Origin of the sequence: Acidovorax sp. WCS2018Noco2-16, assembly GCF_031843945.1 — a bacterium.
In the GTDB taxonomy this organism is placed as follows: domain Bacteria; phylum Pseudomonadota; class Gammaproteobacteria; order Burkholderiales; family Burkholderiaceae_C; genus Paracidovorax.
This window is the reverse complement of the sequence record NZ_JAVTJJ010000001.1, coordinates 1,173,896-1,187,651: the sequence shown is the minus strand read 5'-3', so window position 1 is coordinate 1,187,651 and position 13,756 is coordinate 1,173,896. Positions and strand designations below refer to the sequence as shown.

Below are 13,756 nucleotides of genomic sequence, written 5' to 3'. Positions count from 1 at the left end.
CGGAACAGAGTTATTGCATGCGGATAGGTTGATGCTTCATTGAAGCTGCGTATTTATCTTTTCTGGATAGCGCTTCTTCGATCTTTCCGATGCGTTAGATACACGGCAGATGGTTAATGCGAGTAACTTTGAACTGATTACAGCGATGTTGGTTCGTCCGAGGACTGACCAATTGAAAGGGGCGTAGCTCTAATGCAATTGCAAGATATTTTGTATTCGCAAGGATTTGGTACGCGTCGAGTTTGTGCGGGCCTTATTCAGCAAGGGCTTGTTGAGATAAAGGAAGCCAGCGACGGCCTTTTTTCGATCACCACTGACGCTTCTACCCAGGTGAATGAGGACGGCGCGTTACTTAAGGTGCAGGGTCGGGAATGGCCTTATCAGCTTAAGGCGTACGTCATGTTGAACAAACCGGCTGGTACCGAGTGTTCCCAAAAACCCTCTACCTATCCCAGCATCTATACGTTGCTGCCTACGCCATTGCGTCAGCGGCCAAGCAAAACAGCCGTGATCGGTGTGCAAGCAGTGGGACGCCTAGACCAAGACACAACAGGTCTTCTGCTCTTAAGTGATGATGGCCAATTCATCCACCGCATGAGTTCACCCAAAAAGCACGTACCTAAGTTGTATCACGTGCAAACCAAGCACGCTGTCAGTCAGGCTCAGGTGGAAAAGCTACTGGCTGGCGTGGTGCTGGACGATGACCCGAAACCTGTGCGGGCAGCAGCCTGCGTTCAAACAGGAGACAACGATCTCGCTTTGACGTTGACCGAAGGCAAGTACCACCAGGTCAAGCGCATGGTGGCGGCAGTAGGCAACCGCGTGGAGGGCCTGCATCGGGCTCGTATCGGCGATCTGGTTCTGCCGCCTGATCTTCTACCGGGTCAATGGCGCTGGTTGAGCGCAACCGATCTCGCTCTGCTGCGATAGCGTTACCGACCGGTCTGGGAACTTCACCACAGATATTGAACCTTTTCTTGGGCACGCTTTTTTTAGCGTCTAATTCCCATTGTCGCCACTGAATCACAGTTTGCTGAGTACCCTTTGGCTGAGTTGGTACGTTTTGGAAAGTTTTACGTGAAATCTCTGCTGTGTGGGCGTTGGAGCGCTGCCCTGATGCTGATGTGGGCCTTGTTTGGAGCACATGCTAGTGAGCCGCCGCCTCCGGTCTTCGTGTTGAACTCGTTGGAAGCCGACATCAGCGTCATCGATCCCGTGACCTGGACTGAAACGGCCCGTATTTCGACGGGTAAAGAACCCCATCACATGTACCTGACACCCGACGAGAAGTCGCTGGTGGTGGCGAATGCGCTGGGAGATTCGCTGACGTTCATCGACCCCAAAACGGCGCAGGTGCAACGCACGGTTCGAGGAATTGTCGATCCGTACCATCTGCGCTTTTCGCCGGATATGAAATGGTTGCTGACCGCGGCCAATCGCCTGAACCACATTGACTTCTATCGCTGGGACGGAAAGGATCTGAACCTGGTGAAACGCGTTGCCACCGCCAAGACCCCCAGCCATCTTTGGATCGACAGCCAAAGCCGTACTGTGTATTCGACGATGCAGGACAGCGATGAACTGGTGGCCATTGACATGGCCACGCAACAGATCAAGTGGCGTATCAAGACGGGTCCCATGCCCGCTGACGTGTACGGCAGCCCAGACGACAAGCACGTCTTCATCGGTCTCACCGGTGGTGACAGTGTGGAGGTGTTCGACGTGTCTGGCCCGCAACCACGCAGCATTCAGCGCATCAAGACAGGCGCTGGCGCGCACGCATTTCGCGCAGCGGGCGATCGTCGCCATCTGTTTGTGAGCAACCGCGTTGCCAACACCATCAGCAAGATCGACATGTTGACGCATCAGGTCGTGGACGTTTACCCCGCGCCGGGTGGTCCGGATTGCATGGATGTGTCGCCCGATGGCCGCTGGATCTACGTCAGTGCGAGATGGGCGCGCAAGATGCTCGTGATTGACACCCAGGAGCGGAAGGTGGTGCGATCGGTCAAGGTAGGCAAGTCGCCGCACGGCGTTTGGACGCTGCGGCACGCGGGTCGTTGACGGCTGAGGCAACCTCTTCATGCCAGGCCATTCGGTGTGCGGACCAATTGCTATATTATTGATAGCTATTGGCGCTTATCCCATAAGCGCTATAGCCCAAAAAGCATGTGATAAGCCAGTGTACCTCACGCTTGATACCGGGCACATGGGGGTGGCGGATCTGATGGCCGATGTGCTCAAACGCCAGCACGTACAAGTGACTTTCTTCGCGGCAGACGAACGCACGCAGGTCGGAGACGGCAGCCTGGGCAATCATTGGGCACCGTGGTGGAAGGCGCGGGCCGCAGAAGGGCATGAATTCGCTTCCCACACCATGGATCATGCGTATTGGCGTGGCGATGTGGGCAAGCCTTCCGCTCCGGCTTTTCGCATCCGGCCCTCTGCCGGGCCACGTGCCGATCAGGAATTCGTGATGACCGCGCCTCAGTACTGCGAAGAAATAGGCCGCGCTGCGCACCGGTTGCAGCAGATTACTGGCAAGGCGCCGCTGCCACTGTTTCGGGCGCCGGGCGGCAAGACGTCGCCGCAACTGCTGGCCGCGGCGCGCAGCTGTGGGTATGCGCACGTCGGCTGGTCGCCAGCAGGCTTTTTGGGCGACGAACTGGCCAGCGAGAAGGTGAGCAACGCCACACTGCTGCAGCAAGCGTTGCGCACCATACGTTCGGGCGACATTCTTCTGGCCCATCTGGGCATCTGGTCACGCAAAGACCCGTGGGCGCCAGCTGTGCTCGAGCCTTTGATTATTGGGCTGAAAGAGCGCGGCTTCTGCTTCAGAACGCTGCGCGACCACCCGGACTATGGCGCTTGGCTGCAGCGCAAGCCATAGCTACAACGCACTTGGGTTACAGACCACCACCGAGAATTTTGAGATGAACATGCTCGTCAACTGGTTCGACATCGCACAGCAGTGGCTGTTTGAAACGGCCGTTCAGCCTTTGATGTTTGCATTCGGCATGGCGAACTTGCTCGAGGACGGCTATGACGCGACGGGTTGGCTGTTGGTCGGTCTGTTGCAGCTTCTGGTGATGCTTGCCATCATCGCGCCGCTGCAGCGCTGGCGGCCAGCAGAGGCTGTCACCGATCGCGCCGCCATTCGTGTGGATGTGCTCTACACGCTGATCCATCGGCTGGGCCTGTTCCGATTGGCGCTATTTTTTGCTTTCACGCCGCTGTGGGATGCGCTGTGGAGTTCGCTGCGAATGCATGGCATCAGCACGTTCCACCTGGACGATGCCTGGCCCGGCGTGACGGATCTCCCCCTCGTCAGCCTGCTGATTTACCTGGTGGTTTTCGACGCCCTTGAATACTGGATCCACCGGGGGCAGCACCATTTCGAATGGTGGTGGAAATTGCATGCGCTGCATCATTCGCAGCGCCAGATGACGATGTGGAGCGACAACCGCAATCACCTGCTAGACGACCTACTGCACGATGTCATTCTGGTCACGGTCGCCCAGCTGATCGGTGTGGCCCCTGGGCAGTTTGTCGCCATCGTCGCCATCACGCAACTGAGCGAAAACTTTCATCACGCCAATGTGCGGGTGTGGTTTGGCCAGGTGGGCGAGCGCCTGTGGGTGAGCCCGCGCTTTCACCGCCTGCACCATGCCATCGGGATCGGGCATGAATCCCATCTTGCTGACATCACAAACAAGACCGGAAAAATCGGACAACCCGGTGCTCCGCGCACTTCGGCACCCGTGCTCGGCGGTCACAACTTCGGCGTGCTGCTGCCGTGGTGGGACATGTTGTTTCGCACCGCCAATTTCGAGCTGCGCTATGACCCCACCGGCGTACGCGATCAGGTGGAGCCCGCGCCGGATGGCCGGGTGCGTGACTATGGCCGTGGTTTCTGGGCGCAGCAATGGCTGGGCCTGCAGCGACTTTGGGGTCGCGCCTGAACCGCCGCCTTGCGCTGGCGCTATGCTCTGCCCATGGGATCTCTGATCGACTCTTTCTGGCGCGCTGCCGTCTACTGCGTGCGGCCGCGCGTCATCGCGCTGTCGCTGCTGCCCTTGCTGTTGATCGCACTGATCGCATGGGCTGCCGGGTATTTCTGGTGGGCGAAAGCCGTGGCAAGCGTTCAGCAGTCGCTGCAGACCTCCGACTGGCTGAGTCTGCTGTGGGGATGGCTGCGGCAGTTCGGGGTGGACGACGCCGCCGGTGCGCTGGCGCCTTTGCTGGTAATCGTCGCTGCGACTCCGGTCATCGTGTTGGTGTCGGTGCTGGCGGTGGCTATTTTGATGACGCCCGCCTTGGTGCGACTAGTGGCCGAGAGTCGCTTTCCTGCGTTGGATCGCAAGCATGGCGGCTCTTTCGTAGCCAGTCTGGCTTGGTCGCTGGGCTCCACCATGGCGGCGCTGCTCGCCTTGATGATCTCGGTGCCCCTGTGGCTGGTGCCGCCCTTGGTGCTGGTGCTGCCCCCTCTGATCTGGGGTTGGCTGACCTACCGTGTGATGACCTTTGACGCGCTGGCGGACCACGCCAGCAAGGAAGAGCGTATCACGTTGGTGAAGCGGCACCGCGTTCATTTGCTGGGTATGGGTGTGCTGTGTGGCTACCTGGGTGCCGCGCCAGGCATCGTGTGGGCGTCCGGCGTAGTCTTTGCAGCCGCGTTCGTCGTGCTGGTACCCATCGCGATCTGGATCTACACGCTGGTATTTGCTTTCTCTTCGCTATGGTTCACCCACTATGCACTGGCGGCGCTAGATAGGCTGCGCAGCGAACGCGGTGAATCAGCGATGGCCACACCGGCCGCTGCCATGACGGTGGTTGACGCGCCTGTAGCCAAGCCCTTGCCGCCGGCTTCCTCTTCTCCATCGAGCGCACCATGATCCCTTCCTTCGGCCTCATCATCGTGGGCGATGAAATCCTGTCAGGCAAACGTGCCGACAAACACCTGCCCAAAGTCATCGAACTGCTGGCCGCCCGCGGTCTGACGCTGGCCTACGCGGACTATGTGGGTGACGACCCCGTGCGTATCACGGCGACCTTGCAACGCGCCTTCGCCTCCGCCGACGTGGTGTTCTCTTGCGGCGGCATCGGCGCCACGCCGGACGACCACACTCGCCAGTGCGCCGCCCGCGCGCTCGCGGTATCCCTGTTGCTGCATCCGCAAGCGGAGGCGCTCATCCGCGAGCGAATGCAGGATGTCGCCTTGGAGCAGGGCTTAGTCTACGAGCCCGAGCGGCCTGACAATATCCACCGCCTGAACATGGGCGTCTTTCCCGAAGGCGCCGACATCATCCCCAACCCCTATAACAAGATTCCTGGTTTCTCTTGCGACGGTCCCGGTGGAGCGCAGGTGCACTTCGTGCCCGGTTTTCCCGTCATGGCATGGCCGATGATTGAGTGGGTGCTGGACCAGCATTGCAGCCAGTGGTTCAACCGCCAGCCACAGACCGAGCATTCCGTGATCGTCTACGGTTCGATGGAAGCGGCACTTACTCCGCTGATGGAGCGCATCGAGCGAGACCATGCGCCGATCCGCGTATTCAGCCTGCCTAGCGTGGACCATCCGGTGCACGGACGCCATATCGAACTAGGGGTGAAAGGCCCCGTCGCCTTGGTGCCCAGTGCCTGGACAGCCTTGCAAATCGAATTGCACCATATTGGTGCGAATTTGGGCCCCGAGGTGGTGCGCAACACGTAATGCGAGAGCGCATTGCGAGGGGTGCACCATTTTGGGCTCTATATGTGTGGAGTGGGTGGCTTGACGCCGCCATGCTCCGCCTTAGTGCATGGGAGTCTGCCGTTGGCACGCAACCTGCTTTTATTTCGACGTTTTTAACAAGCGCTTAAATCCTGGAGATCCTGATGGCCAAGACCGTTGCAGACGTGATGAAGATCGTGAAGGAAAACGAAGTCAAGTTCGTGGACTTCCGCTTCACCGACACCCGTGGCAAGGAACAGCACGTGACCGTGCCAGTGTCCCACTTCGACGAAGACAAGTTCATCTCGGGCCATGCGTTCGACGGCTCGTCAGTCGCGGGCTGGAAGGGCATCGAAGCTTCGGACATGCAGCTCATGCCCGACCCGAACACCGCCAATATCGATCCGTTCTTTGAAGAAACCACGCTGTTCCTGCAGTGTGACGTGATCGAACCTGGCGACGGCAAGGCCTATGACCGCGACCCACGCTCCATCGCCAAGCGCGCTGAAGCGTACCTCAAGGCCTCCGGCCTGGGCGATACCGCTTTCTTCGGCCCAGAACCCGAATTCTTCATCTTCGACGGCGTGCGTTGGTCCAACGAACCCGGCAAGGTCATGTTCGAGATCGAAGAGTACGAAGCCCCCTGGAACTCGGGCGCCAAGCTCGACGGCGGCAACCGCGGCCACCGTCCCACCGTCAAGGGCGGCTACTTCCCAGTGCCTCCCGTCGACAGCACGCAAGACATGCGCGCTGAAATGTCCCTGATCCTCGAATCGCTGGGCATCCCGGTCGAAGTGTTCCACCATGAAGTGGCGGGCGCTGGCCAGAACGAAATCGGCACCAAGTTCAGCACGCTCGTCGAGCGCGCCGACTGGACGCAGGTTCTGAAGTACGTGGTCTGGAACGTGGCCAATGCTTACGGCAAGACTGCCACCTTCATGCCCAAGCCCTACGCTGGCGACAACGGCTCCGGCATGCACGTGCACCAGTCCATCTGGAAGGACGGCAAGAACCTGTTTGCAGGCGACGGCTACGCCGGCCTGAGCGACTTCGCGCTGTACTACATCGGCGGCATCATCAAGCACGCACGTGCCCTGAACGCGATCACCAATCCTGGCACGAACTCGTACAAGCGCCTGGTGCCCGGCTTCGAAGCTCCGGTGAAGCTGGCCTACTCGGCCCGCAACCGCTCGGCCTCGATCCGTATTCCTTACGTGGCCAACCCCAAGGGCCGACGCATCGAAGCGCGTTTCCCCGATCCATCGGCCAACCCTTACCTGTGCTTCTCCGCACTGATGATGGCCGGTCTGGACGGCGTGGAAAACAAGATCCATCCCGGCGAAGCCGCCACGAAGGACCTGTACCACCTGCCGCCAGAAGAAGACAAGCTGGTGCCGACCGTGTGCCACAGCCTGGACCAGGCGCTGGAATATCTGGACAAGGACCGCGGCTTCCTCACCAAGGGCGGCGTGTTCTCGGATTCCATGCTTGATGCCTACATCGATTTGAAGATGGGCGAAGTCACGCGTTTCCGCATGGCACCTCACCCTGTCGAATACGACATGTACTACTCGCTGTAATTCAGCGATCCGGAACTCGCAGGCGGTCCAACGGCGTCTGCGATTCTCCAAAGCAGAAGGCGGCGCAAGCCGCCTTTTTTGTTGGCGAGCCGGAACTTGTGCAGCCCGTGCGGGCCTGAGCGTCAACCTCTCGCTGAAGGATCGCGTTGGCCGGGAGGGAAATTGGCGCCGGCGGGCGATTGGGGGATACTCCCTCGCAGCCCCGCATGCGCCTTTGCATGCCACGTGAGGAACCCAATGAAAAAGACATTCATCGCGCTGTTGACCGTGTGCGCGTGCCTGCCCGCCGCCTGGTCGCAAGACCGCATCTACCGTTGCGGCAACGAATACACCAACAACGCTACCCAGGCCAAAGAGCGGGGCTGCAAGGTGGTGGAGGGCGGTAACGTGACGGTGCTGCAAAGCAGCCGGCCAGCTGCCGCGCCGTCGTCAGGCGGCGGCGGTGGCAGTACCGCATCTAGCGGCTCTGCCGCAGCGCCTGTGAATACGCCGCGGGTGGGTGCTTCCGATCAGCGAGCTCGCGATTCCGACGCTCGCGCCATTCTCGAATCTGAGTTGCGCAAGGCCGAGAGCCGCCAAGCCGAGCTGGTTCGTGAATACAACAACGGTATGCCAGAAAAATCTGCGCTGGAGCTGCGCAACACGCAGGTCTACCAAGACCGGCTGACAGCCCTCAAGGCCAGCTTGGCCCGCGCGGACAGCGACGTCGCTGGCATCAAGCGCGAACTGGCCCGCCTGCCGGCCGCCAACTGATCGTTCATTACTGATCGCCCGGACAGGACGGGCGGCGCTACCGCCGCCCTGCCGGATGCGATCGAGAGAAAGGGAATCGTCTGCCCAAGACCGACACCTCGCGCTATTTGGCGCTGGATCTGCTTTCCACCTTGGTGGCCGTGCTGCGCTCCGACGGCGCCGTGGTGTTTGCTAATGCTGCGCTGGAAACCTGTCTTGGCCTGTCGCGCCGCACCCTGGAAGGGGCCGACTTCAGCACATTCTTCACCGACCCGGCCTTGCTGCAGACCGCGCTGGCGGGAGCACGCGAGCACGACCTGCGCTTTGAAGCAGGCCTGCGCCGGCCGCCGCAGGACCCGTTGCCCGTGCATGTGAGCGTCGCCGTCGCCGAACACAGCGGCGAAGTGCTGATCGAGCTCTGGCCGCTGGAAGCCCAGGCCCGCCAGGACCGCGAGGAGCGCCTGCGCGAGCAGGCTCTCGCCAACAAAGAGCTGATTCGCAACCTGGCCCATGAGATCAAGAATCCGCTGGGCGGCATTCGAGGTGCCGCGCAATTGCTGGAGATGGATCTGCAAAGCCGCGAGCTGATTGAATATACGCAGGTCATCATCCACGAAGCCGACCGCCTGCAGAGCCTGGTGGACCGCTTGCTGGCGCCGCACCGCCACCCGCATCTGGTGGGCGACGTCAATATCCATGAGGTGTGCGAGCGCGTGCGTTCGCTGGTGCTGGTCGAATTCCCGCAAGGGCTGCGCGTACAGCGCGACTACGACACGTCCATTCCCGAGTTTCGCGGCGATCGAGCGCAACTCATCCAGGCGATGCTGAACATCGTGCAGAACGCGGCACAGGCGCTGACCGATCGCGTTGCGGTCGGCGACGCTGAAATCATCTTGCGCACGCGCGTTGCCCGGCAGGTGACCTTCGGCCGCCAGCGCTACCGGCTGGCACTGGAATTGCATGTCATCGACAACGGACCGGGCGTGCCCGATGCCATCAAGGATCGTATTTTTTACCCTTTGGTGACGGGTCGGGACGGAGGATCGGGACTGGGGCTGACGTTGGCGCAAACCTTCGTGCAGCAGCACCATGGACTCGTCGAATGCGACAGCGTGCCAGGGCGCACCGACTTCCGCATCCTCATTCCATTGCCCTGAGGTCCTGACGATAGCCATCAACGGGAACAAGGTAGAACAATCACATGAAGCCGATCTGGATAGTAGATGACGACCCGTCGATCCGCTTCGTCCTCGAAAAGGCACTGGCGCGCGAGAACCTGCCTACGCGCAGCTTCACCCATCCGCGCGAAGTGCTTGACGCGCTGGCCGACGTCACCCCAGGCGATCCGGCGCGGCAAGGCCCACAGGCGCTGGTGAGCGACATCCGCATGCCCGGCGGCTCGGGCCTGCAGTTGCTCGAGCAGGTGCGCCAGCAGCAGCCCGGCCTGCCTGTCATCATCATGACGGCCTATTCCGACCTGGACAGCGCCGTGTCGGCGTTCCAGCGGGGCGCTTTCGAATACCTGCCCAAGCCTTTTGATCTGCCCAAGGCGGTGGAGCTGATCCGCCGCGCGGTCGAAGAAAGCCAGCGCGAGGAAGTGGTCGAAGAACGGCAGGCCGTCTCCCCCGAGATGCTGGGCCAGGCGCCGGCCATGCAGGACGTGTTCCGCGCCATCGGCCGTCTGAGCCAAAGCCAGGTGACCGTGCTGATCACCGGCGAATCAGGCTCGGGCAAAGAATTGGTGGCGCGCGCGCTGCACAAGCACTCGCCGGTGGCCGATGGCCCCTTTGTTGCCATCAACACAGCGGCCATCCCCAAAGACCTGCTCGAATCCGAACTCTTCGGCCACGAGCGCGGCGCCTTCACGGGCGCGCAGACCCAGCGGCGTGGCCGCTTCGAGCAGGCCGAGGGCGGCACGCTGTTCCTCGATGAAATCGGCGACATGCCGTTCGACCTGCAGACCCGGCTGCTGCGTGTGCTGTCCGATGGACAGTTCTACCGCGTGGGCGGCCATGCTGCCGTGAAGTCGCATGTGCGGGTCATCGCCGCCACCCACCAGGACCTGGAACGCCGGGTGAAGGACGGCGGCTTTCGCGAAGACTTGTTCCACCGCCTGAACGTCATTCGCCTGCGGCTGCCGGCGCTGCGCGAACGGCATGAAGACGTGCCCATGCTCACGCGTCACTTTCTGCAGCAGAGCGCGCGCCAGTTGGGCGTGGAGCCCAAGCGCATTTCCGAACCCGCGTTGGCCAGGCTGGAGCAGTTCGCCTTCCCTGGCAACGTGCGCCAGCTGGAAAACATTTGCCACTGGCTCACGGTGATGGCGCCGGCCCAGGTGATTTCGCTGCAGGATCTGCCGCCCGAAGTGTTGGACGCCCCGCAGCCGACCGCAGTGGCGCAGGCTGCGGCAACCCACGCGCCCGAGCCGGCGTTGGCCGACGCGCTGCGTGCGCTGGAGGCGGTGTCCTCCATTGCGCCTGCGGGCTTTGCGCCCACCGGCTCGCAGTTCGCGCCTGCCGCAGCGGGCCAGGCTTTCGCGCCGTCATTGCCGGACAGCGCGGGCGCGTCGCCCGCAACCCATGCCGGTTGGGAGCACGCGCTGGAGGCTGAAGCCCACAAGCTGCTGCTGAGCGGCCAGACCGAGGTGTGGGATGCGCTCACCCGGCGGTTTGAATCGCGCCTGATCCGCACGGCGCTGCAAGCCACCCATGGCCGCCGCATGGAGGCCGCGCAGCGCCTGGGCATCGGCCGCAACACCATTACACGCAAGATCCAGGAACTGGGCCTCGATGCGCCGGATGAAGGGTGATTTTGGCCTCTAGCGCTTATCCATAAAGCGCTGGCTGCTATAAAAAATGTAGCATGACGCGGGGCGTGTCCACTCCGCCTGCGAGATGGGCCGAGGCGGCGGGCGGCAAGCACTGGCTCGCTATCTGGCACCCATCCTGGGGCTATGGGTGACCCGGCGGCCCATCGTGCGTAGACTGGCGCGCATGTCCACGCTTTCTCTTTGCCCTCGCTCGTCCATGGCGCCGCTGCGTCACGCGGCGTACCGGGCGCGTGTGGCAGCAAAGACGCCGCGTCGGCAAATCACTCCAGCACTTTTCTAGGCCCGGCGGTCCGCTCTCCTTCTTTTTTCAGCGCACACATCCACCGCCGGGCGCCTGTTGCGCGTGGCAGCGGCCGCCTGGCTTTCGGAGCGTCGACACGACGTGCTGACAGGCGGCAGGCTGCATTCGATGGAGTGCTTTCATGCATGCAGTAATGGTTCACGGCGAGCGCACGCTCACCGAACTCGATTTCGCGCGGCTGTCCAGGCTGGTGGATCCGCAAATCGCCTCACCCTTGGCGGATGTTCTTGCCAACGCCGACGTCACCAGTTCCCGTACGGTGCGTGCCGACGTGGTCACGATGAACTCCCGGCTGCAGTTGGTGGACGTCGACTCGCTCAGTCGTCAGGTGCTCACCCTCTGCTATCCGCAAGATGCGGCGCCCGCCGCCGGCTTCGTCTCTGTGCTGTCTCCCGTTGGTGCCAGCCTGCTCGGACTGACGACGGGCGCCACCGCCAGATGGCACACGCCGCACGGCGACGAATGCCGAGCCACCATCGAGCGCATCGAACACCAGCCCGAGGCCATGGGCGACTATCTCACCTGACCGTCCTTGGCTGGTGTGGGTGAGGCGCTGCGCCACGCGGATGGAGTGCCGGCGCAGGCTACGGGCGCCCCGCGCGCTGTCCTACACCCAGGCCACGCATGAGCCGACCCTGGCGCCGGGTGGCTGACTTTGAGAATGAATTCACTGTTCAACCAACCGGAGTTTTCTCATCATGGCTGATTTCAAAGACGCGAACCGCGATCCTCTGACCAACGAACCGGGTGCGCATCCCATTGGCACGGGGGTAGGCGCCACCGGTGGTGCTGTGGCCGGAGCCGCCGCGGGCTCCCTGGGCGGCCCCATTGGCGCTGCAGTGGGCGGGGTGGTGGGCGCAGTCGCTGGCGGCCTGGCCGGCAAGGCAGCTGCTGAGTCGGTCAACCCCACGGCCGAAGACGCCTACTGGCGCGGCAGCTACGACCGCGAGCCCTACTATGAAAATGGCCGCAGCTACGAGGAATATCGCCCTGCCTATGAACTAGGCTGGTCGGCGCGCGACCGTTACCAAGGCCAGGACTTCGACGCGGTCGAGCCACACTTGGCACGCGACTGGGGCCAAGCCCGCACCGACAACTCGCTGGAGTGGGCAGCGGCCCGTCCGGCCACACGCGCTGCCTGGGATCGCGTGGAACGGGGTGATGCCACGCGCCCTGTGGGTGGTGCAGCCTTCGCCGCCGGTACCGAAGCAGGCATGCTGGGTGAAGACGCCGCCGCCTTTGACAATGACGACGTGGTTGACGTGCTGGACGACCTGCTGGAATCGTGCCGCGATGGCGAGTACGGTTTCCGTGCCTCGGCAGAACGTGCTGATTCCCCTGAGTTGAAGACGCTCTTCCTGCGCCATGCCAGCGAATGTGCCGCCGCAGCAGCAGAACTGGAGCGTGAAATTCGCAACCACGGCGGCGAGCCATCCTCCGGCGGCACCATGTCCGGCGCGCTGCATCGCGGCTGGGTCTCTGTAAAGGCTGCGATGTCGAGCAACGACGACAAGGCAGTTTTGGAAGAGGCTGAGCGTGGCGAAGACACCGCACTGGCGCGCTATCGCAAGGCTCTGAAGGAGCCGCTGCCCGCCGCGGTGCGCGCCATTGTGGAACGCCAGGCCCAGGGTGCGCAACGCAACCATGACGAGGTAAAGGCACTGCGCGACCGTGCACAGGCTGTTGACCGTTGATCGTGAATTGATTTGCCGCGCCTACGGGCGGTGATTCGATGAAGAAAAGCCGCCCGGCATCTACGCCGGGCGGCTTTTTCTTTGGCAGTCACAAAAGGACGGTCAGCCCAGTTCCACCACCACCGGCGCATGGTCGCTGGGCTGCGGATTCTTGCGCGGCGCGCGATCAATGCGGCAGGCGCGCACGCTGTCCTTCAATGCGGCGCTGACCAGGATGTGGTCGATGCGCAGTCCCTTGTTCTTCTGAAACCCAAGCATGCGGTAGTCCCACCACGAGAAGCTTTTGTCGGGTTGGTCGAACAGGCGGTACGCGTCGGTCAGGCCCAATTGCAGCAGCGACTGGAAATGCGCGCGCTCCTCCACCGTGTGGTGAATGGTGTCTTTCAAACCGACCGGATCGAACGAGTCGCGGTCTTCGGGCGTCACGTTGAAGTCGCCCACCAGTACCAGTTGCGGGTGTTCTTTCAACTCCTGCTGCAGCCAACGGTGCAGGGCCTCCAGCCACAACAGCTTGTAGGCAAACTTGTCTGAGCCCGGCGCCTGCCCATTGACGAAGTAGCAGTTCACCAAGCGCACCGGACCTTGTGGCGTATCGACGGTAGCGGCGATCACCCGCGCCTGCGTGTCGTCATGCGCGGGAATGTTGCGCACCACGTCGCGCAGCGGCGAGCGCGCCAGCAGCGCCACGCCGTTGTACGTCTTCTGGCCAAACGCCACCGCGTGGTAGCCGGCCTGCTCAAAGGCATCGAACGGAAACTTCTCGTCCACCAGCTTGAGCTCTTGCAGGCCGATGACATCGACCGGGTTCTCTGCCAGCCAGGCCAGCACCTGCGGCAGCCGCACGGTGAGCGAATTGATGTTCCAGGTGGCGATTTGCATGTTTTCAGGCTCCAGCGCTTGTCTGAT

At 62.1% G+C, this 13,756-nt stretch carries 13 protein-coding genes; 12 read left to right on the top strand and 1 reads right to left on the bottom strand.

What is annotated here, in order from left to right:
- The first annotated feature begins 192 nt into the window (after window positions 1–192).
- The 12 genes from RQI28_RS05385 (at window position 193) to RQI28_RS05330 (ending at window position 12,850) form a co-directional block, all read left to right on the top strand.
- A complete protein-coding gene (locus RQI28_RS05385; RefSeq protein WP_311221519.1) occupies window positions 193–930 on the top strand; it encodes a 16S rRNA pseudouridine(516) synthase in 738 nt (245 codons plus the stop codon).
- A gap of 186 nt (window positions 931–1,116) precedes the next feature.
- Entirely contained in the window at window positions 1,117–2,064 is a 948-nt protein-coding gene (locus RQI28_RS05380; protein ID WP_311221591.1) for a selenium-binding protein SBP56-related protein, read from the top strand.
- A 19-nt stretch (window positions 2,065–2,083) separates the two neighbouring features.
- Window positions 2,084–2,890 (top strand): polysaccharide deacetylase family protein, encoded by an 807-nt coding sequence (locus tag RQI28_RS05375; RefSeq protein ID WP_311221518.1) that lies wholly within the window; start codon window positions 2,084–2,086, stop codon window positions 2,888–2,890.
- Window positions 2,891–2,933: 43 nt separating this feature from the next.
- A complete protein-coding gene (locus RQI28_RS05370; protein ID WP_311221517.1) occupies window positions 2,934–3,962 on the top strand; it encodes a sterol desaturase family protein in 1,029 nt (342 codons plus the stop codon).
- A 33-nt stretch (window positions 3,963–3,995) separates the two neighbouring features.
- Window positions 3,996–4,895, top strand: coding sequence for an EI24 domain-containing protein (locus tag RQI28_RS05365; RefSeq protein ID WP_311221516.1), 900 nt, complete (start codon window positions 3,996–3,998; stop codon window positions 4,893–4,895).
- Window positions 4,892–5,713 (top strand): molybdopterin-binding protein, encoded by an 822-nt coding sequence (locus tag RQI28_RS05360; RefSeq protein ID WP_311221515.1) that lies wholly within the window; start codon window positions 4,892–4,894, stop codon window positions 5,711–5,713. The genes RQI28_RS05365 and RQI28_RS05360 overlap by 4 nt, the downstream gene beginning before the upstream one ends.
- Window positions 5,714–5,877: 164 nt before the next feature.
- On the top strand, window positions 5,878–7,293 hold the full coding sequence (gene glnA / locus RQI28_RS05355) for a type I glutamate--ammonia ligase (protein ID WP_311221514.1): 1,416 nt from the start codon (window positions 5,878–5,880) through the stop codon (window positions 7,291–7,293).
- A 237-nt stretch (window positions 7,294–7,530) separates the two neighbouring features.
- Entirely contained in the window at window positions 7,531–8,046 is a 516-nt protein-coding gene (locus RQI28_RS05350; protein ID WP_311221513.1) for a hypothetical protein, read from the top strand.
- 107 nt (window positions 8,047–8,153) lie between these two features.
- Window positions 8,154–9,182: a nitrogen regulation protein NR(II) gene (gene glnL, locus RQI28_RS05345; RefSeq protein WP_311221512.1), complete on the top strand. Its 1,029-nt coding sequence runs from the start codon at window positions 8,154–8,156 to the stop codon at window positions 9,180–9,182.
- Between the two features lie 44 nt (window positions 9,183–9,226).
- Entirely contained in the window at window positions 9,227–10,834 is a 1,608-nt protein-coding gene (ntrC, locus tag RQI28_RS05340; protein WP_311221511.1) for a nitrogen regulation protein NR(I), read from the top strand.
- Between the two features lie 443 nt (window positions 10,835–11,277).
- The gene (locus RQI28_RS05335; protein WP_311221510.1) at window positions 11,278–11,682 is read left to right on the top strand and encodes a GreA/GreB family elongation factor; all 405 of its coding nucleotides are present in this window, start codon (window positions 11,278–11,280) and stop codon (window positions 11,680–11,682) included.
- A 172-nt stretch (window positions 11,683–11,854) separates the two neighbouring features.
- Window positions 11,855–12,850 carry a PA2169 family four-helix-bundle protein gene (locus RQI28_RS05330; RefSeq protein WP_311221509.1) on the top strand — a complete coding sequence of 332 codons (996 nt, stop codon included), beginning with the start codon at window positions 11,855–11,857 and terminating at the stop codon, window positions 12,848–12,850.
- 102 nt (window positions 12,851–12,952) lie between these two features.
- On the opposite strand, the gene xth is transcribed toward RQI28_RS05330, so the two are convergent.
- Complete coding sequence (xth, locus tag RQI28_RS05325) at window positions 12,953–13,729, bottom strand: exodeoxyribonuclease III (protein ID WP_311221508.1); 777 nt, start codon at window positions 13,727–13,729, stop codon at window positions 12,953–12,955.
- Between the last annotated feature and the right edge of the window lie 27 nt (window positions 13,730–13,756).